The 22,624-nt window shown below is 62.5% G+C and carries 21 protein-coding genes; all 21 read left to right on the top strand.

What is annotated here, in order from left to right; translation table 11 throughout:
• Positions 1 to 9: 9 nt before the first annotated feature.
• The 21 genes from BN5935_RS05890 to BN5935_RS05790 all read left to right on the top strand — a co-directional run bounded on the left by BN5935_RS05890 (position 10) and on the right by BN5935_RS05790 (position 22,621).
• Entirely contained in the window at positions 10 to 1,908 is a 1,899-nt protein-coding gene (locus BN5935_RS05890; RefSeq protein WP_064976855.1) for a DUF4139 domain-containing protein, read from the top strand.
• Between the two features lie 138 nt (positions 1,909 to 2,046).
• Positions 2,047 to 2,631, top strand: a complete 585-nt coding sequence (locus tag BN5935_RS05885) for a hypothetical protein (RefSeq protein WP_064975305.1) — start codon at positions 2,047 to 2,049, stop codon at positions 2,629 to 2,631.
• A gap of 35 nt (positions 2,632 to 2,666) precedes the next feature.
• On the top strand, positions 2,667 to 4,202 hold the full coding sequence (locus BN5935_RS05880; RefSeq protein ID WP_064975304.1) for a flexirubin biosynthesis tyrosine ammonia-lyase FlxA: 1,536 nt from the start codon (positions 2,667 to 2,669) through the stop codon (positions 4,200 to 4,202).
• Complete coding sequence (gene fabG / locus BN5935_RS05875) at positions 4,199 to 4,927, top strand: flexirubin biosynthesis SDR family reductase FlxB (protein ID WP_064975303.1); 729 nt, start codon at positions 4,199 to 4,201, stop codon at positions 4,925 to 4,927. Before BN5935_RS05880 ends, fabG begins: the two co-directional genes overlap by 4 nt.
• The gene (locus BN5935_RS05870) at positions 4,927 to 6,153 is read left to right on the top strand and encodes a beta-ketoacyl-[acyl-carrier-protein] synthase family protein (RefSeq protein WP_064975302.1); all 1,227 of its coding nucleotides are present in this window, start codon (positions 4,927 to 4,929) and stop codon (positions 6,151 to 6,153) included. Before fabG ends, BN5935_RS05870 begins: the two co-directional genes overlap by 1 nt.
• An 11-nt stretch (positions 6,154 to 6,164) precedes the next feature.
• Positions 6,165 to 6,422 carry an acyl carrier protein gene (locus tag BN5935_RS05865; RefSeq protein WP_064975301.1) on the top strand — a complete coding sequence of 86 codons (258 nt, stop codon included), beginning with the start codon at positions 6,165 to 6,167 and terminating at the stop codon, positions 6,420 to 6,422.
• The gene (locus BN5935_RS05860) at positions 6,406 to 7,293 is read left to right on the top strand and encodes an LpxL/LpxP family acyltransferase (RefSeq protein WP_064975300.1); all 888 of its coding nucleotides are present in this window, start codon (positions 6,406 to 6,408) and stop codon (positions 7,291 to 7,293) included. The genes BN5935_RS05865 and BN5935_RS05860 overlap by 17 nt, the downstream gene beginning before the upstream one ends.
• Before the next feature lie 3 nt (positions 7,294 to 7,296).
• Positions 7,297 to 8,382 carry a FlxJ family methyltransferase gene (locus tag BN5935_RS05855; RefSeq protein ID WP_064975299.1) on the top strand — a complete coding sequence of 362 codons (1,086 nt, stop codon included), beginning with the start codon at positions 7,297 to 7,299 and terminating at the stop codon, positions 8,380 to 8,382.
• Between the two features lie 13 nt (positions 8,383 to 8,395).
• A complete protein-coding gene (locus tag BN5935_RS05850; RefSeq protein ID WP_064975298.1) occupies positions 8,396 to 8,836 on the top strand; it encodes a hotdog family protein in 441 nt (146 codons plus the stop codon).
• Entirely contained in the window at positions 8,833 to 9,270 is a 438-nt protein-coding gene (locus tag BN5935_RS05845; RefSeq protein WP_064975297.1) for an acyl-CoA thioesterase, read from the top strand. Before BN5935_RS05850 ends, BN5935_RS05845 begins: the two co-directional genes overlap by 4 nt.
• The gene (locus BN5935_RS05840) at positions 9,246 to 10,931 is read left to right on the top strand and encodes a beta-ketoacyl synthase N-terminal-like domain-containing protein (protein WP_064975296.1); all 1,686 of its coding nucleotides are present in this window, start codon (positions 9,246 to 9,248) and stop codon (positions 10,929 to 10,931) included. The genes BN5935_RS05845 and BN5935_RS05840 overlap by 25 nt, the downstream gene beginning before the upstream one ends.
• Entirely contained in the window at positions 10,928 to 11,188 is a 261-nt protein-coding gene (locus BN5935_RS05835) for a phosphopantetheine-binding protein (RefSeq protein ID WP_064975295.1), read from the top strand. The genes BN5935_RS05840 and BN5935_RS05835 overlap by 4 nt, the downstream gene beginning before the upstream one ends.
• A gap of 5 nt (positions 11,189 to 11,193) precedes the next feature.
• Positions 11,194 to 12,372: a beta-ketoacyl-[acyl-carrier-protein] synthase family protein gene (locus tag BN5935_RS05830; RefSeq protein WP_064975294.1), complete on the top strand. Its 1,179-nt coding sequence runs from the start codon at positions 11,194 to 11,196 to the stop codon at positions 12,370 to 12,372.
• Positions 12,369 to 13,061: a beta-ketoacyl synthase chain length factor gene (locus BN5935_RS05825; RefSeq protein ID WP_064975293.1), complete on the top strand. Its 693-nt coding sequence runs from the start codon at positions 12,369 to 12,371 to the stop codon at positions 13,059 to 13,061. The genes BN5935_RS05830 and BN5935_RS05825 overlap by 4 nt, the downstream gene beginning before the upstream one ends.
• Positions 13,052 to 13,747: a polysaccharide deacetylase family protein gene (locus BN5935_RS05820; RefSeq protein WP_064975292.1), complete on the top strand. Its 696-nt coding sequence runs from the start codon at positions 13,052 to 13,054 to the stop codon at positions 13,745 to 13,747. Before BN5935_RS05825 ends, BN5935_RS05820 begins: the two co-directional genes overlap by 10 nt.
• The gene (locus BN5935_RS05815) at positions 13,737 to 14,360 is read left to right on the top strand and encodes a flexirubin biosynthesis/transport protein LolA2 (protein ID WP_064975291.1); all 624 of its coding nucleotides are present in this window, start codon (positions 13,737 to 13,739) and stop codon (positions 14,358 to 14,360) included. The genes BN5935_RS05820 and BN5935_RS05815 overlap by 11 nt, the downstream gene beginning before the upstream one ends.
• A gap of 10 nt (positions 14,361 to 14,370) precedes the next feature.
• Positions 14,371 to 14,730, top strand: coding sequence for an ApeI family dehydratase (locus tag BN5935_RS05810; RefSeq protein WP_064975290.1), 360 nt, complete (start codon positions 14,371 to 14,373; stop codon positions 14,728 to 14,730).
• Positions 14,730 to 15,914, top strand: a complete 1,185-nt coding sequence (locus BN5935_RS05805) for a DUF2062 domain-containing protein (RefSeq protein ID WP_064975289.1) — start codon at positions 14,730 to 14,732, stop codon at positions 15,912 to 15,914. The genes BN5935_RS05810 and BN5935_RS05805 overlap by 1 nt, the downstream gene beginning before the upstream one ends.
• The gene (locus BN5935_RS05800) at positions 15,911 to 19,513 is read left to right on the top strand and encodes a 1-acyl-sn-glycerol-3-phosphate acyltransferase (RefSeq protein ID WP_082944039.1); all 3,603 of its coding nucleotides are present in this window, start codon (positions 15,911 to 15,913) and stop codon (positions 19,511 to 19,513) included. Before BN5935_RS05805 ends, BN5935_RS05800 begins: the two co-directional genes overlap by 4 nt.
• On the top strand, positions 19,506 to 20,996 hold the full coding sequence (locus BN5935_RS05795) for a phytoene desaturase family protein (RefSeq protein ID WP_064975287.1): 1,491 nt from the start codon (positions 19,506 to 19,508) through the stop codon (positions 20,994 to 20,996). The genes BN5935_RS05800 and BN5935_RS05795 overlap by 8 nt, the downstream gene beginning before the upstream one ends.
• Positions 20,993 to 22,621: a C45 family autoproteolytic acyltransferase/hydrolase gene (locus BN5935_RS05790; RefSeq protein WP_064975286.1), complete on the top strand. Its 1,629-nt coding sequence runs from the start codon at positions 20,993 to 20,995 to the stop codon at positions 22,619 to 22,621. Before BN5935_RS05795 ends, BN5935_RS05790 begins: the two co-directional genes overlap by 4 nt.
• Positions 22,622 to 22,624 lie beyond the last annotated feature (3 nt).

Below are 22,624 nucleotides of genomic sequence, written 5' to 3'. Positions count from 1 at the left end.
GTTATGGGCATGAAGCGTATGTTACTGCTGCTGGGCATCTGCACAGCGGCCGCCGTCCCGGCCTCGGGACAGACGAAGGTGAAGACCTCCGTCGAAAAAGTCACTCTCTTCATCGACGGGGCGCAGGTGACGCGCACCAAACAGGTCGACATCCCGGCCGGAAATTCGACCGTCGTCTTCACGGGCCTCTCGCCCTACCTCGACGACAAGAGCATGCAGGTCGCCGCCAAAGGCAAATTCACCGTGACGGCCGTCAACCGACTCTTCAACCACACCGACAGCCTCGAACGTTCGACCCGCCAGAAGGCGCTGGAGCAGGAGCTTGCCAAAATCCGGCAGCAGCAACAGCAACAGCAGGCCGCGCGTGCGGTGATCGATGCGGAAACCGACCTGCTGAAGGTCAACTGTTCGGTGGGCAACCGCAATGTGGCGACCCCGCTGGCGGCCATCAAGGAACTCAACGAATATTACGCCTCCCGGATGCAGGAGCTCAAACGCCGGATGTTGGAGCTGGACGGGCAGATGAAAGCGCTCAGTGACCGCGAACGGCAGGTAACTGCGGATCTGACGCAACTGGGCGGCAGGCAGTCGGCCCCGATGAGCGAGGTGGAGGTGCGGATCGAGGCCCCGGCAGCCTGCAAGGGGGCGTTCACGCTGACCTACTACGTCCGCAACGCCGGGTGGTTCCCTTCCTACGACATCCGTTCGGGCGGGCTGTCGGAACCCGTGGAGATCTCCTACAAAGCCAACATTTTCCAGAACACCCGAGAGGAGTGGAAGAACGTCGACCTGACGCTCTCCTCGTCGAACCCCACGACGGGAAGCATCGCCCCGCAACTGAAAACATGGTGGCTCGACTACGGGATGGCCCCGCCGCGCTACAACCCCGGCCTGACGAGCAACACCGTGTCGGGAACGGTGCTCGACGAACAGCGCGAACCGCTCATAGGCGCCAGCGTCCTCGTTCCGGGCACCACCGTCGGGACCTCGACCGATGTGCAGGGGCGTTACTCGGTCACCGTGCCCAACGGAGCTTCAAGCCTGCAATTCAACTACATCGGCTACAAGTCCCAGACACGCGCCATCGCGGGCAACACGATGAACGTCGTGATGCAAGAGGACAACGCACAATTGGATGAAGTCGTCGTCACGGGATACGGCAGCGCTCCTTCCGCGGCTCTCACAGGCCGTGTCGCAGGCGTACAGGCCCGCAACAAAGCGGCAACCCGGACGGTAGAGTTGGAGTTTGCCGAATCTGACGCAGCGAGCGACATGATGGAGGTGGGGCAGACACAGACCCAGTTGGGTTACGAGTTCGAAATCAGACAGCCCTACACCATCCCCTCCGACGGCAAGAGCGTGGCGGCCGAGATCGGGCGCTACCGCCTCCCGGCGGCATACACCTACCAGTCGACACCGAAGATCGACAAGGACGCTTTCCTCATGGCGGAGGCCACCGACTGGGCGAAACTCAATCTGCTGGAGGGCGAAGCCAATATCTATTTCGAGAACACGTTCGTCGGCAAGAGCATCCTCAGCCCCCGGGAGGCCGGCGACACGCTCCGTTTCTCGATGGGCCGCGACCGGGGCATCCGCATCGAGCGCACGAAGGAGAGCGACTACTCGGCACGCCGGGCCATCGGTTCGAACCAGACCCAGACCGTAGGGTGGAAACTGACCGTCCGCAACACCCGCACGGAGCCCGTGGTGCTGATGCTCACGGACCAACTGCCCGTATCGCGCAACAGCTCGATCACCGTCACCGAGGAGGAGCTGAGCGGCGGAACGCTGGACAAGGAGAGCGGAACGGTCATCTGGAGGCTGGAGCTGAAACCCGGCGAACAGCGCGAACTGAAACTGCGTTACGCCGTGAAATACCCCAAGGGCCGGAGCCTCGCGATCGAGTAATATCGGCCCCGCAAATAGGGAAACGGCCAGACACTTGTTGTCTGGCCGTTTTATCGGAAATGCCCCTGCGCTCCATTCATCGCCTTTTTTTGCATATTATCTGAAAATAATTTAATACCTTTACAAAAATTTACGACGATGAAAAAACAGCTCCTTCTCCTGTGTTTCCTGATTATCGGAACAATGAACGCCTTCGCGCAGAAAACCCCCGTCGTCTTCTACGGCGTGGACTTTTCGCTGGTAAAGGTTTGCGGTGCAGACGAATCGGACACTGAATTCCTCTTCGCATTCAACAAGATCAACGACCTTTTCATCTCCGAAGGCCAGAAATACGACGTCGCCAAATTCATGCGGCTGCCGATCACGACGAAAGAACTCGCCGTCGCAAAACGCGCGACGAAAAATGCCATCCCGGTCTCCGAGGACGGGAATGAACACCGGCTGCTTTACGAAGACCCCAACTACGACTGCCTCCCGCAGATCGAAACGCAGATCGCAGGCTACGAACTTCCGCAGACCGAAGGGCGCGGAGCCGTCATCGTGGCCAACCTGCTGGACAAGCGGGACAGCCGCGGGAGTTTCTATTTCGTCGTCTTCGACATCGCCTCGCGCAAAATCGAGAGCTGCATCCCGGCCGCCGGAAAACCCGGAGGCTTCGGACTCCGGAACTACTGGGCCAATGCGCTCTATCAGGCGATGAAAGCCTATTACAAATACAAATAACGGCCGGAAGGGATTCCTGATTTTTTCGGCATACCATGGTAATTTACGATCTACAACTTTCATTGCAGGAGCTGGGACGAGTCGTCTTCGGGAACGAACCGCTCGCCCTGTCCGACGGCGCCCGAAAACGAATCGGGGCGTGTTACGATTTCCTGAAACGATTCGCCGCCAACAAGGTCATCTACGGCATCAACACCGGGTTCGGACCGATGGCGCAATGGCGCATCAGCGACCGGCACCTCTCCGAACTGCAGTACAACATCATCCGCAGCCACGCCACGGGCGCCGGCGACCCGCTGTGCGACACCGACGTGCGGGCCGTGATCGTGGCCCGTCTGGGTACGCTCGTGCAGGGCTATTCGGGCATCCATGTCTCGGTCGCCGACCTGCTCGTCGAGTTCCTCAACCGGGGAATTTACCCGATGATCCCGCGTCACGGCTCCGTCGGGGCCAGCGGCGATCTGGTGCAGTTGGCCCATTTGGCCCTTGCGCTCATCGGCGAAGGTGAGGTCCACTACCACGGCGAATGGCGGTCGGCCGGCGAGGTGCTGCGCGAGGAGAACCTGCGCCCCATGTCGATCCACATCCGCGAAGGGCTGTGCATCACCAACGGCACCTCCGTGATGACGGGCATCGGGCTCAACAACATCATCTTGGCCAAACGGCTGCTGGGCTGGGGGTGCGTCGCCTCGGCCCTCGTCAACGAGATCGCCGGATCGTACGACGACTTCCTCTCCGAAGAGATCAACGCCGTCAAACACCACGAAGGGCAGCAGGTCGTGGCGGCCTTCATGCGCAAATGGCTCGCAGGAAGCCGCAGCATGCGCGACCGGCAGGCCGAACTCTACGACGGGGCCCACGACGGCGAAGCCGTTTTCAAACACAAGGTCCAGCCCTACTACTCGCTGCGCTGCGTTCCGCAGGTGCTCGGCCCGGTCCGCGACACGCTCGAACAGGCGGAAAGCGTCCTCGTCGGGGAACTGAACTCGGCCTGCGACAACCCGATCGTCAATCCGACGACGGAGAACGTATACCACGGCGGCAATTTCCACGGCGACTATGTTTCGTTCGAGATGGACAAGCTCAAAATCGCCGTCACCAAGCTCACGATGCTCGCCGAACGTCAGCTCAACTACCTGTTCCACGACCGCATCAACGGCATCCTGCCTCCGTTCGTCAACATGGGCGAGCTGGGACTCAACTACGGGCTGCAAGCGTCGCAGTTCACGGCGACCTCCACGACGGCCGAATGCCAGACGCTGTCGATGCCCAACTATGTCCACAGCATCCCCAACAACAACGACAACCAAGACATCGTCAGCATGGGCACGAACTCGGCACTGATCGCCCGCACGGTTGTCGAGAACGGCTATCAGGTCATGGCGATCCACTTCATGGCCATCGTGCAGGCCGTCGACTGCCTCGCCGCCGCCGACCGGCTGGCACCCGCGTCGCGCGAAATATACGACCAGATCAGGGCCTTCTTCCCCGCTTTCCGGGACGACACGCCGAAATACCGTGACATCGCCCGGACGGTGGATTACCTCATGCGGAAAAACATCGAACTATGACACGATACGCACTTGTCACGGGCGGCTCGCGCGGAATAGGCCGGGCAATCTGCGAGAGGCTCGCAGCGGAAGGATACCGCCTGCTCATCAATTACCGGTCGGACGACGCCGAAGCGGAACGCACGCTCGGGGCCGTCCGTGCCGCGGGCTCGGAGGGCGAACTGCTCAAATTCGATGTCGCCGACGCGACGGCCGCCCGGGAAGCACTCGAAGCGTGGTCCGGGGCGCACCCCGAGGCATTCGTCGAGGTCGTGGTCAACAACGCCGGTATCCGCAGCGACAACCTCATGGTCTGGATGCCCGCCGACGACTGGAACCGGGTGATCGCCACCTCGCTGGGCGGCTTTTACCACGTCACGCAGCCGCTCCTGCAACCGATGCTGACCCGGCGCCGGGGACGGATCGTGAACATCGTCTCGCTCTCGGGTCTCAAGGGTCTGCCCGGCCAGACGAACTATTCGGCGGCAAAGGGCGGCATGATCGCCGCGACGAAAGCCCTCGCACAGGAGGTCGCCCGGCGCGGCGTCACGGTCAACGCCGTCGCCCCGGGGTTCATCGCCACGGAGATGACCGCCGAACTGGACCAAAAAGAGCTCAGCAAACAGATTCCCGCAGGACGCTTCGGTCAGGCGGAGGAGGTAGCCGAACTGGTGGCATTCCTCTGCTCGGACAAGGCGGCCTACATCACGGGGGAAACGATTTCAATAAACGGAGGTATCTACTGATGGAAAGACGCGTCGTAATCACGGGCATGGGCATCTACTCCTGCATCGGAGTCGGAAAAGAGGCTGTCGCGGAATCGCTCTACGAAGGCCGCTCGGGTATCGGCATCGTCCCCGGCCGGCATGAATTCGGGTACCGGTCGGCACTCTCCGGACTGCTGCCGCATCCCGACCTGAAGGGAAAACTCGACCGCCGGCAGCGAATCTGCCTGCCCGAAGAGGGACAGTACGCCTACATCGCCACGCTCGAAGCGCTCGGGCAGGCCGGAATCACGGCCGAATACCTCGCCCGGAACGAAGTCGGCATCCTCTACGGCAACGACAGCAGCGCCGCGGCCGTGGTGGAGGGAATCGACAAGGTCCGCCAAACGAAGGACACCGCCATGATCGGCTCGGGCAACATCTTCCAGTCGATGAACTCTACGGTCTCGATGAACCTCTCGGTGATCTTCAACCTGAAAGGGGTGAACTTCACCGTCTCGGGGGCCTGCGCGAGCAGTTCGCACGCCATCGGGCTGGCCGCGCTGCTGATCCGCAACGGAATGCAGGAGTGTGTGATCTGCGGCGGCTGCGAGGAGGTCAACGATTACTCGGTGGCCAATTTCGACACGCTGGCCGCATTCTCCACCCGCGAAGACGAGCCGACGAAGGCCTCGCGCCCGTTCGACCGGTCGCGCGACGGGCTCGTCCCCAGCGGCGGCGCGGCGACGCTCATCGTCGAAAGCTACGAATCGGCCCGGCGCCGCGGGGCGACGATCCTTGCCGAGGTCGCCGGATACGGCTTCTCGTCGAACGGCGACCATATCTCCGTGCCCAACGTGGACGGACCGTCGCGCTCGCTGCAGCGCGCCGTGGCCAATGCCGGCATCGGGCTCGGGGAGATCGGCTATGTGAACGCCCATGCCACCTCGACGCCGCTGGGCGACGCCAACGAGGCGCAGGCCATCGACGCCGTGTTCGGCAGCCACAAACCCTATGTCACCTCGACCAAATCGCAGACGGGACACGAAATGTGGATGGCCGGAGCCAGCGAGGTGATCTACTCCCTGCTGATGATGCAGGGCGGGTTCATCGCCCCCAACCTCAACTACGAGGAAGGCGACGAGTTCTCGGCACGCCTGAACATTCCGTCGGCGCGTGTCGACACGCAGTTCGATGCGTTCCTCTCGAACTCATTCGGATTCGGAGGAACCAATTCCACGCTGATCATCCGCAAATTCAGACAGTAATTTTTTCAGATATGTTTTCCAAGGAACAAACAGTAGAGAAACTGACGGAACTTCTGGCCGGGGAGTTCGAGGTCGACGCCGCCGAAATCGCACCGGAATCGTCGCTCAAGGATACCTTCGGGCTCGACAGCCTCGATCTGGTGGATGTCGTCGTGCTCATTCACCAGAATTTCGGGATCAAGCTCCAAGGCCCCGATTTCGCAGGGATAAAGACTTTCGGGGAGTTCTGCAACCTGATCATCGCCAAACTCGATGAGCCCAAAGCCTGACGGGTGGGACGGTAAGTCGCGGGGCGGATATGCGGGTTACGCGATATTCATCTTCCTGATCCGTCACGTCGGACTGCGGGCGGCCTACATCCTGCTGGGATTCGTTGCGGTCTACTTCGTTCCCTGCGCCCCGAAAGCCACGGCGGCCATCTGGGACTATTACCGCAGGACACTGCACCGGGGACGTTGGGCCAGCGCATTTTGCCTGATAAGGCACTACTACCGGTTCGGGCAGACCCTCATCGACCGCGTCGCCGTGGAGAACGGACTGGGCAAACGGTTCCGGTACGCGTTCGAATCCTACGACGAGGCGCTCCGGCTGTTCGAAGAGAAACGGGGGCTGGTGATGATCGGCGCGCACTTCGGAGTTCCGTCCATCGGCGCGGAGTTTTTCGGGGAGCATGCCGAGCGAATCAACATGGTCATGTACGACGCCGAACACCGCCGCGTGAAAGAGGCGCTCAACCGGTTCGGGCAGCGCACGGAACTGCGGATCATCCCGGTCGGCGACGACCCGCTGGCAAGCATCCTCGACATCAAGGCGGCACTCGACCGCAACGAATGCGTAAGTTTCATGGGCGACCGGTTCCTGAACGCCCACCGGACCTTCGAAGCCGACTTTCTGGGCCGCAGGGCGCGTTTCCCGCAGGGTCCGTTCCTGATCGCCGAACGGATGCAGGTGCCCGTCGTGTTCTACTTCGCTACCCGCGAGCGACACCGGACCTATCGGTTCCGGTTTTTCATCGCCGGGGTCGAAACAGGCCGCCGCCGCGACGGAAGCCGCTGTTTCGAGGCCTTCCTGCCGCTGCTGGAGGAAGAGGTGCACCGCAGGAACGAACAATGGTTTAACTTTTACAAATTCTGGAACTGAAACATGAAACTACCCGAACCCCAAAATACGACCTACTCCAAGGAGCAGTTCTCGGCCCGCGAGGCACAGCAGCGCGCTCAGGAGATCGCCTGGGGGCCGATCACCTTTCAGGTGTCGCGGCTGATGGTAAAATTCGGCATATTCGAACTGCTCTCCGGCAGAGCGGAAGGCACGACGCTGGAGCAGGTTGCCGAACACGCCGGGCTGACGCGCTATGCGACGCAAATCCTGCTGGAATCGTCGCTGACCGCGCAGACCATTCTGATGCGCGACGACCGGTTCTTTCTGGCCAAGACGGGCTGGTTCCTGCTGAACGACCCGATGTCGAAAGCCAATATCAACTTCAATCACGACGTCAACTATCTGGGACTGTTCGATCTGGAAGCGGCACTGCGGAACGGGAAACCCGAGGGACTGAAACGGCTCGGACCGTGGAAAACCATCTACGAGGGACTCTCGCAGTTGCCGCCCGAAGTGCAGGAAAGCTGGTTCGGGTTCGACCATTTCTACTCCGACAATTCGTTCGGAGAGGCGCTGCGGATCGTATTCGCCGCCGCGCCGCGCACGCTGCTGGACGTGGGCGGCAACACGGGCCGCTGGGCCTTGCAATGCGTCGCACACGACCCCGCGGTGCGGGTGACGGTGATGGACCTCCCGGCACAGCTCGGGATCATGCGCGAGGCCGTCGCCGGAGCGCCCGGGGCCGACCGCATCGACGGCTACGGCGCCGACCTGCTGAATGCTAAAACGCGTTTTCCGCAGGGATTCGACGCCATTTGGATGAGCCAGTTCCTCGACTGCTTCTCGGAGGAGGAAGCGGTCTCGATCCTGACCCGGGCTGCGGCTTCGATGTCCCCGGCGTCGAAGCTCTACATCATGGAAACCTTCTGGGACCGGCAGAAATACGAAACCGCATCGTTCTGCTTGGCGCAAACCTCGGTCTACTTCACCGCCTTGGCCAACGGCAACAGCAAGATGTACCACTCGGGCGACATGGAGCGCTGCGTGGAGGCCGCCGGACTGACGGTCGAGGAGCGATACGATGGACTGGGATTCGGCCACAGCATCATGCAGTGCCGGGTCCGATAACGCACATACCGCAATGAACGCTTTATATGACCGGCATAACATTCTGGAACTGATCCCGCAGCGGCCCCCGATCGTGGAAGTCGACGCATTTTACGGCATCGGGGATGCGGGCGCCGTATGCGGGCTGACCGTGCGGGCGGACAACCTGCTCGTCGACGGCGGCGCGCTCTCGGAAGCGGGACTGCTGGAACACATGGCCCAATCGGCCGCCGCACGGAACGGATATCTGGCCGTGAGCCGGGGAGAAGAGGTGCAACTGGGATTCATCGGGTCGGTCAACAACGCCTCGTTCCGCAGGCTGCCCCGTATCGGGGAGCGGATAACGACGACGGTCGAAGTGCTCGAAACGGTCATGGATATCGTCCTGATCGCCGTGACGAGCCGGGTGGACGGCGAACCGGTCGCCGAATGCCGGATGAAGCTATTTATGGAACGTAAAACGGAAGAGCAGTGAAACGAAAAGAGCGGACGGCGGCCCTGACCTGCCGGACCCCGATCCGGGTCCGGTTCTCGGAGGTCGACTCCATGCAGGTCGTGTGGCACGGCGAATACATGCGTTATTTCGAGGACGGACGGGAAGATTTCGGACGCCGGTTCGCCGGACTGGGCTATGCCGACATCGCGCAGTCGGGCTATCTGGCGCCGGTGGTCGAAGCGTCGCTCCAGTTCAGAAGCCCCCTGCGGGTGAACGACACGGCGCTCGTCGAGACCCGCTACATCGACACCGAGGCCGCCAAAATCTGTTTCGAATACACGATCCGCCGCGAAAGCGACGGAGTGATCGCCGCAACGGGTTCGACCGTGCAGGTGTTCGTGGATTCCGCTTCGGAACTGTGTCTCGTACAACCCGACTTCTACGTCGAATGGAAACGAAAATGGCTCAAATAGCGATATACCTCGGCGCCGACCGCATCATCAGCGCCTGCGGCCTCACCACCCGGGAGAACATGGAGGCTATCGGGGGGGGGACGCCGGGCGTGGCGACGTTCAGGGACCCGTCCCTTTGCGAAGGGGAGCTGACGGCCGGACGCATCAACCGTGCACGTTTCGGACACGCTGATTTCGAAACGCTGCTGGAAGCGGCGATCGGAAGCGTCGCCGCAGAGTCGGGCGTCGACCCGAAAGCCCCGGGCACGGGGCTGGTCATCGCCACGACCAAAGGCAATATCGACTGCCTGCGCAACGCCCCGAAGCCCGACCCGCGCTGTTTTATTGCGGAATCGGCCCAACGTGTCGCCGACCGGCTGGGATTCACGGCACGTCCGGTGGTCATCTCCAACGCCTGCATCTCGGGCGTGGCGGCACTGGTGGTTGCCCGCAGGATGATCGAGGCCGGGACATGCACGGAGGTGATCGTAGCCGGGGCGGATCTGCTGACCGAATTCGTCATCGCCGGGTTCCGGTCGTTCAAGTCGGTGAGCGAAACCGTCTGCCGTCCTTACGACAAAGCCCGCGACGGGCTTTCGCTCGGCGAAGGCTGCGGGGCGCTGCTGCTCACCACCGACTTCCGAAAAGCCAAGGGAACACCCGTCCTGCTGGCAGGCGGCGCCATGACGCAGGACGCCAACCACCTGTCGGCCCCGTCGCGCACAGGCGAGGAGCTGGCTGCGGCGATGCGGGAGGCGATGCGGGAGGCGGGCCTCACGCCCCGGGAAATCGGCTTCGTCAACGCCCACGGCACGGCGACCCTTTACAACGACGAAATGGAGAGCCGGGCCCTGCATCGGGCCGGGCTGGGAGACAAGCCCCTGAACAGTCTGAAACCCTATCTGGGACATACGCTCGGAGCATCGGGGATCGTGGAGACGATCCTCACGGCCGAGCAGCTCCGCCGGGGCCTCGTTTTCGGCACCCCGGGGTACGCCGAATGCGGAACGCCGCTGCCGGTGAACGTCGCGCCGCACCATAGGGAGATGCCGTTGACGGCCGCGCTGAAAAGCGCCTCGGGATTCGGCGGATGCAACGCCGCCGTGGTGCTGAGCCGCGGACCGTTCGCGGAACGGCCGCCTCAGGAACCCCGCGGGGTACGGACGGTCGCCTCGTATGCGCTGTCGGACCGCGACGGGGAGTTTACGGCGTGCATCCGCCGCGAATACGCATCTGCGGGACGGACCGACATGCGTTTTTCCCGGATGGACAATCTTTCGAAACTGGGTTACATAGCGGCGGAAAAGCTGCTCGCAACATCGGACGCCGTCGGGAAATACGGCGCATGGCGCGTGGGCATCGTCATGGCGAACCGTTCGGCATCGCTCGACACCGACATCCGTCACCAGCAGATCGTCGAAAGCCACCCCGAAGAGGGGGCGTCGCCCGCCGTCTTCGTACATACGCTCCCCAACATCGCGGCGGGAGAGCTCTCCATTCGCCACGGCATCAAGGGCGAGGGGCTGTTCTTCATCGAGCCGTCGTTCGACGAGGACGGGTTCGTCATGCGGTATGCGCGGCAGCTCGTCGCCTCAGGACGGCTCGACGCCGTGCTGTGCGGCTGGTGCGAACTGCTCGGCGAGCGGTATGAAATGCACATGAACTTATTGGAAAAAATATGAAAGACCAACTCGTACAGGAACTGAAGGAGGCGATCATCGAGGCGCTCAACCTCGAGGAGATACAGCCCGACGACATCGACCCGGCAACCCCGCTTTTCCGCGAGGGACTCGGACTGGACTCGATCGACGCGCTCGAAATCATCATCATTCTCGACAAGAAATATGGCATCAAGCTGGCGAATCCCGCCGAATCGAAAGCCATTTTCTACTCGATCGACACGTTGGCCGATTTCGTGGAGAAAAACCGCACGAAATAGCCGCCATGCGCATTGCGGTCAGCGGCATCGGCGTCATCTCGGCGATCGGGAACGGAGCGGAGGAGAATCTGCGCACCCTGCGTGCAGGTCGGAGCGGCGTAGGCCCCCTGACGCTCTTCGCCTCGCGGCATGCCGTGCCCGTCGGTGAGGTCAGGCTGTCGAACCCGGCACTGAAAGAGCTGCTGGGTATCGCTCCCGCCGCCGTCGTTTCGCGCACGGCGCTGCTGGGGATGGCGGCCGCAGGCGAAGCCCTGACGGATGCAGCTCCCGGAGGATCGTTGCGCGTCGGTTTGGTATCGGCCACATCGGTCGGAGGCATGGACCTTACGGAGCGGTTCTTCGGCGACTTCAGGCGGGCCCCCGCCGCAGGACGCATCGCACTGGCGGCCCAGCACGACCCGGCATACAGCACCGCCCGGATCGCCGCCCACTGCGGAATCACGGGTTACACCACGACGATCAGCACGGCCTGCTCCTCGGCGGCGAATGCCATACTGCTCGCCGCACGGCTGATCGAACACGGCATCTGCGACGCCGTGGTGGCCGGAGGCTGCGACGCCCTGTCGAAATTCACGCTCAACGGTTTCATGTCGCTCGGCATTCTCGATCCGGCGCCGTGCCGGCCGTTCGACGCTTCGCGCGCGGGCCTGAACCTCGGCGAAGGGGCCGGATATCTCGTGCTCCAACGCGCCGACTCGCTCGTCAAAGAGCCGTACTGCTACCTCGCGGGGTATGCCAATGCCAACGACGCCTTTCACCAGACCGCATCCTCGCCGACGGGCGAGGGAGCTTACCGGGCCATGAGCGGGGCCCTGAGGCGGGCCGGCATCGGTCCGGAGCAGGTCGGATACGTCAACGTGCACGGCACCGGCACACCGAACAACGACGCAGCCGAAGCCGCGGCCCTCGAGCGTCTGTTCGGCGACGAGGTGCCTCCGTTCAGCTCGACCAAGCACTTCACGGGCCACACCCTCGCGGCGGCAGGAGGCATCGAGGCCGTCTACTCGGCACTGGCCGCGGCACGGGGTATCCGTTACGGAAGCCCCTATTTCCGAACCCCGGTCGAAGGAACCCGGCTGGTTCCGTGCGGAAGCTTCGAAGAGAACGTTCCGGTCAAACGGGTGTTGACCAATTCGTTCGGATTCGGCGGCAACGACACATCCCTGATCTTCTCGAAACGATGAAAGCCTACATCCACAGAACCGCGGCTTCGGAGAACTCCGGATGCGACCTCAAGGCGATCGTTCCCGATCCCCTGATGCGGCGGCGCTTGAGCCGCATCGTGCGCGACGGCGTGACGGCCGCAGCCGTCTGTGCCGAGGGGCATGAAGTCGACGCCGTCATCACCGCTACTGCCTACGGATGTCTGGCCGACAGCGAGAAATTCCTGCGGGTGGTCATCGACAACGACGAACAACTGTTGCCGCCCTCGGCATTCATCCAGTCGACCTTCAATACGGTAGGGGCCACCGTAGCGCTGCTGTTGCAGCGCCACTGCTACAACATGACCTATGCGCACGGGACGGACGGTTTCGGCACGGCAATCCTCGACGCCCTGATGCTGATCGACGGGCAGGAGGCCCGGCAGGTGCTGGTCGGAGCCGTCGAGGAGGTAACGCCCACGCTGCGCACACTGCTCGGACGCATGCGCGTCCACGCCCTGCCGGAGCAGGGAGGCGCGTTCTTCTTCCTCCTCTCGGCGGAAGAGGAGGGGGCCTGCGCGCAAATCCGGGTCGAAGCGACCGGAGGCGCGGCGCAGACAAAATACGGCGATCCACTGGAACCGGCCCGGCAACTCCATCGGCTCATCGCCGACGGGCAAAGCGGAATCGCGGACCTCGGGAACCTGAAACTGGAGGTGGAATGCTTATAACGATCATACTGTTGCTGCTCACCGCCGGATGCGGCCTCTATTTCACCTCGTTCCGCATCGGGTCGGGGTGCTGGGTCAAGGCGCTGTGCCGGGCCGGGAACACGGGGCGGCAGGTCGCGCTGACCTTCGACGACGGGCACCATGCGGAGTTGACGCCGCAGGTGCTGGACGTCCTGAAAAGATACGACGCCCAAGCCTGCTTCTTCCTCGTCGGGGAGCGGATCGATCCCGGACTGCTCCGGCGCATGGACGCCGAAGGCCACATCGTCGGCAACCACACTTTTTCGCACAAAGGCACGGGACCTTTCGCCCCGGTGCGGAGCATGGTCGCCGATGCACGCAGGACCGACGACGCGATTGCAGGAACGCTGCACCGCCGCCCGAAGCTGTTCCGGCCGCCGTTCGGGATCACCAACCCGATGATCGGCGGCATGGTCCGACGGATGGGCTACACGGTGATCGGATGGAGCATCCGGTCGCTCGACACGCTCGCCGGGCCGCGCGGCAAGGTTGTGGAGCGCATCCGCAGGCAGTTGCACGACGGCGCCGTCATCCTGCTGCACGACAACCGGACCGGGAGCCCGCAACTCACGGAACTGGTTCTGCGGATGCTTGCGCAAGAGGGTTACGAAGTGGTGCGCGTCGATAAATTGCTGAACATACATGCTTATGACAATGAAAACTAAAATACCGGTCCTGCTGCTGTCGCTGCTGTGGAGCGCGGGATACGCCCAGCAAACATTGCAGGATGAATTCCTCGCGGCGCTCCGGGCGAACAACACCCAAATAGAGACGATCGACTGCGACTTCACGCAGTTGAAACACAACTCCCTGCTGGCGCAGGACGCCGAGAGCTCGGGGAAATTCTACTTCAAACGTCCCGGAAAACTGGCCTTGTTCTACGACGAGCCGGCGGGCGACCGCGTCGTGATGGGCGAAACGTCGTTCCTGATCGTCGCCGGAGGTTCGCGCAGCGTCGTGAAGATCGCCGCCAACCCGTTCTTCCTGCAGATGCAGCAGGTTTTTGCAGCCTGTTTCTCGGGAGACATCGCCGCACTTTGCAGCGAGGGATCGTTCCGCTGTGAGAAGGGCCCGGAAACCTACACCGTGCGCATAACCCCCGAATCGAAACGCGCCCGCCGCTACATCACGGAACTCGTGCTGGTGTTCGCAAGCCGGGACATGCTGCTCAACGAATTGCGCATGACCGAGACATCGGGCAACTACACGCTCTACCGGTTCCGGAACAAGCAAACAAACCAGCCTGTGGCGGACTCTTGTTTCGACTGTGGAAAATAGACCGGAAGCGATGCTCGAAGGACTCTACACCCTCATCGCCGAAAGCGGCGACAAGACGCATCCGGAAGCCGATGTCCGTCTCGACGCCGGCCATCCCATATTCGCCGGGCATTTCCCCGGAAGGCCCGTCCTGCCGGGAGTGTGCCAGTTCGAACTTGTCAGGCACCTCGTGCAAAGGCGTGCCGGCAGGCCGCTGAGCTGCCGGTCGGTACGCGAACTGAAGTTCCTGAGCCCGGTGATTCCGCCGCAGGACAGCCTCCTCCGGGTCGAGCTCGTGCTGACGGACACCGGAGACGGCGGCATCGACGTGCGCGGGGCAATCAGCGCCGACGGGGTGCAAAAAACGAAAATTAAAGCTATCTTTGTCTGATGCCCCGGACAGACGCCATACCCGAACGAATGCAGGCCCTGCAATGCGCCGTGCTGATTCCGACATACAACAATGCCGGGACCATCGCACGCGTCATCGCCGGGGTGCAGCGTCACTGCCGCGACGTGATCGTCGTCAACGACGGATCGACCGACGGCACGGCGGCGATCCTCGCCCGGACAGACGGGATATCGGTAATCGGCTACGAACGCAACCGCGGCAAAGGATATGCCCTGCGCACGGGGCTCCGCGAAGCGACCCGGCGGGGATTCCGCTACCTGCTGACGATCGACGCCGACGGGCAGCACTACCCCGACGACATTCCGCTGTTCGTCGAGGCGGCGGAACGGCAGCCCGACACGCTGTTCATCGGCGCCCGCAACCTCACGGCAGAGAACATGCCCTCGAAGAATACCTTCGCCAACAAGTTCTCCAATTTCTGGTACAAAGTGGAAACGGGACAGACGCTTTCCGACTCCCAGTCGGGATTCAGGCTCTACCCGCTCACCAGATTGAAAGGCATGCGCTTCTACACGCCCCGCTACGAATTCGAAGTCGAGGTCATCGTACGGGCGGCATGGAGAGGTGTTGCGGTGAAGAACATCCCGATCCGCGTCTACTATCCGCCGCAGGAGGAGCGGGTGTCGCATTTCAAACCGGCCAAGGATTTCACACGCATCTCGGTGCTGAACACCTGTCTGGTCACATGGGCCATCCTCTGCTATTATCCGTTCCGCTTCCTGAAATGGTTCCGCCGGGCGAATGTCCGGGAGTTCCTCTCACGCCACGTCATGCACTCCGGCGAAAGCAACCACACGCTGGCCGCCTCGGCGGCATGGGGCGTTTGCTGGGGCATACTGCCCGTCTGGGGCTGGCAGGGGGTACTGGCCGTCGTCTCGGGCCACTTCATGAAACTCAACAAGGTGGTGACGTTCGCCGCCACGAACATCAGCATCCCGCCGATGATCCCGCCGATCCTCTTCGGAAGTTACGCCGTGGGCGGATGGATGCTCGGCAGGCCCCTCCTGCTGTCGCTGCGCGACATCTCACCGCAGGCCATGGCGGGTTCGCTCCTGCAATACATCGCCGGAAGCATCGCTCTGGCCGCCGCGTGCGGACTATTCACCTACGGACTTTTCCGCTTCCTGTTCATGGCCTTTAAACGCAACGCACAACGGTCATGACACGGTTTTTCCTCGCTCTATACGATTTTTTCGCACCCCGGAGGCGGTTGCTGGCCGGCCTGACGGCCGCCGCGGTCCTCCTGTTCGCGCTGTTGGCCACACGGGCGCGCTTCGACGAAAACATCACCGACATATTCCCCAAGACGGCCGACGGGCAGAACATGTCGATGGTCTTCAACAACCTCAAATCGAAAGACCGGATCATCGTCCTGTTCTCGGCCCGCGATGCGGACGTGACGGAAGACGACCTGATCGGGGCCTGCGACGCCTTTGCCGAAAGACTCGGGGAGCCGTCGGTCCGGGAGGGCATCCGCTCCGTCACCTCCGAGATCGGCGGGGAGGAAATTTCCCGCACCACCGACTTCATTTACGACTACCTGCCGGTCTTCCTCGACGAGGCGGATTACGCGCGCATCGACTCCCTGCTCGAAAACGGCGGGATCGGGCCGGTCATGGAGCGGAACTACCAACGCCTGCTGTCGCCCGCAGGCATCGGACTGGGCGGATTCATCGCCCGCGACCCGCTGTCGATCGCCGGGAAGGTGCTGGGTGAACTCCAGAATTTCAACCCATCTCTCTCCTACACCCTCTACGACGACCACATCTTCTCGGCGGACATGTCGACCTGCCTGCTGCTGATCGAACCCGTACATGCCAGCAGCGACACCTCGGGGAACGATGCGCTGATCGCCGCCCTCGACCGGATGCTGGAGGAGTTCCCCCACGAGGGCATCGACGCCGTTTATTTCGGGACGCCGGGGATTGCCGTCTACAACGCCCGCCAGATCAAGAACGACACCTATGTGACGCTTTCGGTGGCGCTGCTGCTGATCGTAGGCGTGATCACCTTTTCATTCCGCAACCGCTGGTCGGTCCTGCTCATCACCCTGCCGGTCTGCTTCGGGGGATTGTTCGCACTGGCCTGCATCGCCCTCATCACGGGCCACATCTCGCTCATCGCCATCGGCGCCGGGGCCGCCGTATTCGGCATCGCCATCAGTTACTCGATCCATGTCGTATGTCACGCCAACCATACGGGCGACCCGCGCGAAATCGTAGCCGAACTGGCCTACCCCATGACCGTGGGCAGTTTTACGACGATCGGCGCCTTCGTCGGGCTGATGTTCACCTCCTCGTCGCTACTGTCCGACTTCGGGCTTTTCGCCGCCCTTGCGCTGGTCGGGACAACCCTCTTTTCGCTCATCTGCCTCCCCCACCTGCTCCGCGGCGGGAAGGACGAAGCCCCCAACCGCATGCTCTCCGTCATCGAACGGTTCAACGCCTATCCGTTCGACCGCAACAAATGGCTCGTCACGGCGATCATGGCGCTGTTCCTGCTGGGGGTATTCACCTGCAACCGGGTGGGATTCGACAGCGACATGTCGCACCTGAGCTATATTCCGCCGAAGATCGCCGAAGCGGAACACCGTCTCGAAGAGCTTTTCGAAGCCGACACGCGGATGGTCACGGTCATTGCGGCGGCCCCGGACGTGGAACGGGCCGTGCAGACGTACACCGGAATGTGCAGCACGCTCGACGGCGAACTGGGGGCCGGAAACATCCGCTCGGTCGTCTCGGCGCAGCGGTTCGTGATCGCCCCGTCGGTACAGCAGGAGAAGATCGCCCGCTGGGAGGAGTTCTGGAACACGAACGACCGGCGCGGGAGGTTGCTCCGGAGCATCGGGGAGGCAGGCCGCCGGGCGGGATTCGCCCCGGGGGCCTTCGACGGGTTCGGCAGTGCGCTGAACCGAACCTACACCCCGATCGATTATGCAGACCAGAACGCCATTCCCCTGCTGGGGGCGTGGATCAGCAGTTCCGAGCAGACCACCCTCGTGCTGGCACAGATACGCCTCGACAACGACCGCAAAGAGGAGGTCTACCGGGCGCTCGCGCAGCAGCCGGGGGTGATAACCGTCGACCGCGGCTACTTCGCCAACAAAATGGCGCAGACCGTGAACGAAGACTTCAACTACGTCCTCTACATGTCGGGGCTGCTCGTCTTCTTCGCCCTGCTGGCCGCCTACCGCCGACTGGAGCTGACGCTGATGACCTTCGCCCCGATGTTCATCGCCTTCACCGTCATCCTCGGCCTGATGGCCGTCCTGAAAATCGACTTCAACATCGTGAACATCATCCTCTCGACCTTCATATTCGGCATCGGGGACGATTTCAGCATTTTCATCATGGACGGACTCCAGCGCGAATACAGCAACGGCCGCCCGATGCTCACCAACCACAAAACAGCGATCTTTTTCTCGGTGCTGACGACCGTCATCGGCATCGGGGCGCTGAGTTTCGCCAACCACCCGGTCCTGCGCTCGACGTCGGTCATCTCCATCATCGGCATGCTGGCCGTCATCTTCTCGGCCTACACCATCCTGCCGCTGCTGTTCCGCCGGTTCGTCACGGGTCCCGTGTCCCGCGGCGGACAGCCCTACACGCTCTCCTCGCTGGCCCGGACCGTCTACGGCTTCTTCATCTTCGTCCTGATGTGCATCGCAGCCCAGATCGTCATCCCCACGCTGATCTTCCTGCCCGTCGGCGGGCGGTGCAAACGCCGGTGGATGCACGCGACGATCCACAAAGGCTGCAAATGGCTGTTGTGGATGACCGCGCTCACGGAACACAAGATCATCCGGAACGACAGCGGCGAAACGTTCGCCAAACCGGCCGTCGTAATCGCCAACCACCAGTCGTTCATCGACATCCTGCTGCTGCTCAGCCTCAGCCCCCATCTGGTGATGGTGACCAACTCGTGGGTCTGGAGATCGCCCGTATTCGGACGCATCATCCGCTATCTGGGTTTCTGTTGCGTGGACGACGGTTACGAGGAGGTCGCGGTCCATCTCCGCCGGAGCATCCGCGAAGGCAACTCGGTAGTGATCTTCCCCGAGGGAACCCGCTCGAAAGACGGACGTTCGGTCGGGAGATTCCACAAAGGGGCGTTCTATCTGGCCGAACAGTTAGGGGCGGACATCGTCCCCGTACTGATCTACGGAACCGGGATGCTGTGCTCCAAGAAACAGCCGTTCAGCATCAAGAAAGGCAATTACGGCGCCCGCATCCTGCCCCGCATCGAAGCCGCGGACGCGTCGTTCGGCATCGGATACCGGGAACGCACGAGGCAGATTTCGCAGTATTTCAAGGCGACTTACGAAGCGTGGTGCGCCGAGCTGGACACGGTGGACAACCCCTATTTCCACGAAAGCGTGGTCAACAACTACTTCTACAAAACCGATCAGGCCGAACTCAAAGCGCGGCGCCGCCTGCGCAAGACCGGGGATTTCAGAGCGCTGACCGACGGGATTACCCGCGACGCATCGGTGGTGGTATTCGGGGCCGGACAGGGCGAACTGCCCTTCCTGCTGGCGCTGCTGTCGCCCCGGCGGCGCATCACGGCGTTCGAAGCCGACCCGGAAGCCGTGGCGCTGGCCATGCACAGCCGGTTGTGCACACCGGCCCTGACATTCGTGCAGACGGATTACGAACTGACCGAGGTCCCCGAGGCCGACTATTACCTGTTCACATCGCTGGTGCCGCCGCAGGCTGCGGAACGCATCGCAAAAATATGCCGCGGGGAGGTGCGCCATGAGTAGCCGCGACGTCATCATCATCGGCAGCGGTCTCGGCGGTCTGAGCTGCGGAGCGATCCTCTCGAAAGAGGGAAAACGGGTCTGCGTCGTCGAAAAAGAGCCGGTTCCGGGCGGATGCCTGCGGTCGTTCCGGCGCGGCGGAGCGTTGTTCGACACGGGCATGCACTACATCGGCAGCATGGCCGACGGCGAGATACTCAACCATTTCCTGCGCTACTGCGGCATTTACGACTCACTGCACCTGCAACGGCTCGACGAAGCGTTCGACGTGATTCACCTCGGCGACCGTGAATACAGTTTCTGTCAGGGATACGACCGCTTCGTCGACGCCCTGTCCGCGGAGTTTCCCGCCCAGCGGCGGCAGATAGAGGACTACGCGGCGGCGCTCCGCGAGGTCGGAAACGTGATCGGGGTCGAGAAGCTCCGGAAGGGAATCGTCTCCTCGGACGGACTGCGGTTCCTGTCGACGGCTGCCTCAGCGGAGATCGAACGGCTGATCGGCGATCCCCTGCTCCGCAAGGTCGTGGCCGGGACCTCGTTCCTCTACGACGGGATTCGCGGCCATTCGCCGTTTTACCACCACGCCATGATCAACCACTCCTTCATCCGGGGCGCCTACCGCTTCGCCGGCGGCAGTCAGCAACTCGCCGACGCGCTGTGCGACGTCATCCGCCGCAACGGCGGGGAGGTGCGCTGCGGCGACGCCGTCGGGAAAATCCGCCTCCGGGAGAACCGGGTGACGGGTGTGAAGACCGTTTCCGGAGAGGTATTGGAAGCCGGAGCGGTCCTCTCGGACATCCATCCCGCACGCCTGCTGCCGATGCTCGACAAAGACAACCGGATCAGGCCCTCCTATGCGGCCCGCATCGGATCGGTGCCGAACAGTTGCGGCGTGTTTTCGGTCTTCGCCACGGTCGACAAAAAAGCGTTCCCCTACCGCAATCAGAACCACTATATCATCGACGGCGACGACGTCTGGGCGGAGCGGGAGGGGGTGCCGCGGCCGCAGATGGTGATGCTCTCCATGCAGGCGCAGGGCGGCAACGAAGCCTGCGAAGCCGTTTCGCTGCTGTGCCCCATGTCGTTCGGGGAGGTGGCGAAATGGGCGGGTACGGCCATCGGAAAACGCGGCGCGGAATACGAAGCGTTCAAGCAGGCAAAGGCCGAAGCCGCCATCCGAAGCGTCGAGGCCCGTTTCCCGGGATTCCGCGCGGCGATCCGGAGCATTCACACGGCGACGCCGCTGACATACGAGGACTACACGGGAACTCCGCAGGGGTCGGCATACGGCATGCAGATCGACTGCAACGACGTTCTGGGAACCTCGTTCAGCCCCGAAACCAAGGTCGGGGGACTCTATCTGACGGGGCAGAACATAGCCATACACGGAGCTTTGGGGGTCGTCATGACGGCCATATCGACCTGCGGGGCCCTGCTCGGCAGGGAATACACGGCCCGGAAAATCGGAAATTCGCAAGGGGAATGAAGAAATTCGTCAAAATAGTCGCGTATTGTCTGCTCGGCATGGTCGGTTTGCTGCTCGCCGCCGTCGGGACGGGGTATTACCTCTACCGCACCGCGGAGCTGACGCCGCCCGAGGCAACCCGGGATTTCTCCGACAGCGTCGTCCGCCGAGCAGCGGACGGAAGCCGGTCATTCGGACCGAACCGACTGAGGCACAGCGAAAACGGATTCTGGGAGCTTCGCCTCGAAGGGGATGCCGAGCAGCGCGGAGCGGCTTTCGGGGCGCTGGCAGACAGTCTGCTGTACAACCAAGAGGCCGTTTTCGTGGACCAGATACGCGCCATCGTCCCCAACGACCGCTACTTGGGATTCCTGCGTTACCTGACCATCATCTTCAACCGGCGGCTCGCGCGTCACATTCCCGGCGAATACTGCATGGAGATCGCGGCCATGTCGCGTTATTGCACCCACGATTTCGACTTCATCGGCGAACCCTATCTCCGGCAACTCAACTATCACGCCGCCCACGACATCGGCCACGCCATGCAGAGCTACATGCTGGTGGGATGCACCGCCTTCGGTGCATGGGGCGACGCCGCCGCAGACGGGATGATCGTCGGCCGCAATTTCGACTTTTACGTCGGCGACGAGTTCGCCCGCAACCGACTGCTGACGTTCTGCATACCCGATACGGGTTACCGGTTCGTCTCGATCGGCTGGCCCGGCATGGTCGGGGTGCTGTCGGGCATGAACGAAACGGGGCTCACCGTCACGCTGAACGCCGCCCGGGGCCCCGTGCCGCTGAGCTCCGCAACGCCGGTCTCGATCCTTGCCCGGAAGATTCTGCAATACGCCGCAACCATCGACGAGGCCTGCGCGATCGCCTCGCAATACCGGACTTTCGTCTCCGAATCGTTCCTGATCGGATCGGCCCGCGACGCGAGATGCGCCGTGATCGAGAAAACCCCGGAAAAACAGGCGCTCTACACGGTTCCGGGACAAACGATCGGATGCACCAACCATTTCCAGTCGGAGGCATTTGCCGACGATATGTACAACAACGAGAACATCGCCCTTTCCGACAGCAAACCGCGGGCGGACCGTCTTGCGGAACTGTTGGAGCACAACGTTCCGCTGACGGTCGAAAAGGCCGTCGGCATACTCCGCGACCGCCACAGCCCGGGCGGCGGGGAGTTGGGGATGGACAATCCGCTGGCCATCAACCAGCAGATCGCCCACCATTCGGTCGTCTTTCAGCCTCGGCAGCTCCGCATGTGGGTCTCGACCGGATATTGGGGCATGGGGGAATGGGTCTGCTACGACATAGGACGGCTGCTGCGGGGAGAACAGCCCTTCGAAGGGGAGTTGTACGAGCGCGGCAGGACCCTTCCGGCCGACACCCTCTTCGTGCGGGAAAGCCTGCCCGAACTGCTGCGCTTCCGCCGGCTGAAGCACCGCCTGAGCCGGGAAACGGTCGATTCGCTGGCCGCCTCGAACCCCCAGAACTGGGAAACCTATGCCCTCATCGGGCGTTACCGGGAATCGTGCGGCGAACGGGAGCAGGCCCGGGAATGGTTCCGCAGAGCCCTCGCACGGCCGATTCCCGAAGGGGAACGGATAACATTGGAAAACAAGCTAAAAGAGTAACAG

The organism is Alistipes provencensis (assembly GCF_900083545.1).
GTDB classification, from domain to species: Bacteria; Bacteroidota; Bacteroidia; order Bacteroidales; family Rikenellaceae; genus Alistipes; species Alistipes provencensis.
This window is presented reverse-complemented; position numbering and strand designations above follow the sequence as displayed.

Excerpts from the sequence above, each read along its gene's own strand:
- BN5935_RS05890 (WP_064976855.1), top strand. The coding sequence starts at position 10 with ATGAAGCGTATGTTACTGCTGCTGGGCATCTGCACAGCGGCCGCCGTC.
- BN5935_RS05885 (WP_064975305.1), top strand. The coding sequence starts at position 2,047 with ATGAAAAAACAGCTCCTTCTCCTGTGTTTCCTGATTATCGGAACAATG.
- BN5935_RS05880 (WP_064975304.1), top strand. The coding sequence starts at position 2,667 with ATGGTAATTTACGATCTACAACTTTCATTGCAGGAGCTGGGACGAGTC.
- fabG (WP_064975303.1), top strand. The coding sequence starts at position 4,199 with ATGACACGATACGCACTTGTCACGGGCGGCTCGCGCGGAATAGGCCGG.
- BN5935_RS05870 (WP_064975302.1), top strand. The coding sequence starts at position 4,927 with ATGGAAAGACGCGTCGTAATCACGGGCATGGGCATCTACTCCTGCATC.
- BN5935_RS05865 (WP_064975301.1), top strand. The coding sequence starts at position 6,165 with ATGTTTTCCAAGGAACAAACAGTAGAGAAACTGACGGAACTTCTGGCC.
- BN5935_RS05860 (WP_064975300.1), top strand. The coding sequence starts at position 6,406 with ATGAGCCCAAAGCCTGACGGGTGGGACGGTAAGTCGCGGGGCGGATAT.
- BN5935_RS05855 (WP_064975299.1), top strand. The coding sequence starts at position 7,297 with ATGAAACTACCCGAACCCCAAAATACGACCTACTCCAAGGAGCAGTTC.
- BN5935_RS05850 (WP_064975298.1), top strand. The coding sequence starts at position 8,396 with ATGAACGCTTTATATGACCGGCATAACATTCTGGAACTGATCCCGCAG.
- BN5935_RS05840 (WP_064975296.1), top strand. The coding sequence starts at position 9,246 with ATGGAAACGAAAATGGCTCAAATAGCGATATACCTCGGCGCCGACCGC.
- BN5935_RS05835 (WP_064975295.1), top strand. The coding sequence starts at position 10,928 with ATGAAAGACCAACTCGTACAGGAACTGAAGGAGGCGATCATCGAGGCG.
- BN5935_RS05830 (WP_064975294.1), top strand. The coding sequence starts at position 11,194 with ATGCGCATTGCGGTCAGCGGCATCGGCGTCATCTCGGCGATCGGGAAC.
- BN5935_RS05825 (WP_064975293.1), top strand. The coding sequence starts at position 12,369 with ATGAAAGCCTACATCCACAGAACCGCGGCTTCGGAGAACTCCGGATGC.
- BN5935_RS05820 (WP_064975292.1), top strand. The coding sequence starts at position 13,052 with ATGCTTATAACGATCATACTGTTGCTGCTCACCGCCGGATGCGGCCTC.
- BN5935_RS05815 (WP_064975291.1), top strand. The coding sequence starts at position 13,737 with ATGAAAACTAAAATACCGGTCCTGCTGCTGTCGCTGCTGTGGAGCGCG.
- BN5935_RS05810 (WP_064975290.1), top strand. The coding sequence starts at position 14,371 with ATGCTCGAAGGACTCTACACCCTCATCGCCGAAAGCGGCGACAAGACG.
- BN5935_RS05805 (WP_064975289.1), top strand. The coding sequence starts at position 14,730 with ATGCCCCGGACAGACGCCATACCCGAACGAATGCAGGCCCTGCAATGC.
- BN5935_RS05800 (WP_082944039.1), top strand. The coding sequence starts at position 15,911 with ATGACACGGTTTTTCCTCGCTCTATACGATTTTTTCGCACCCCGGAGG.
- BN5935_RS05795 (WP_064975287.1), top strand. The coding sequence starts at position 19,506 with ATGAGTAGCCGCGACGTCATCATCATCGGCAGCGGTCTCGGCGGTCTG.
- BN5935_RS05790 (WP_064975286.1), top strand. The coding sequence starts at position 20,993 with ATGAAGAAATTCGTCAAAATAGTCGCGTATTGTCTGCTCGGCATGGTC.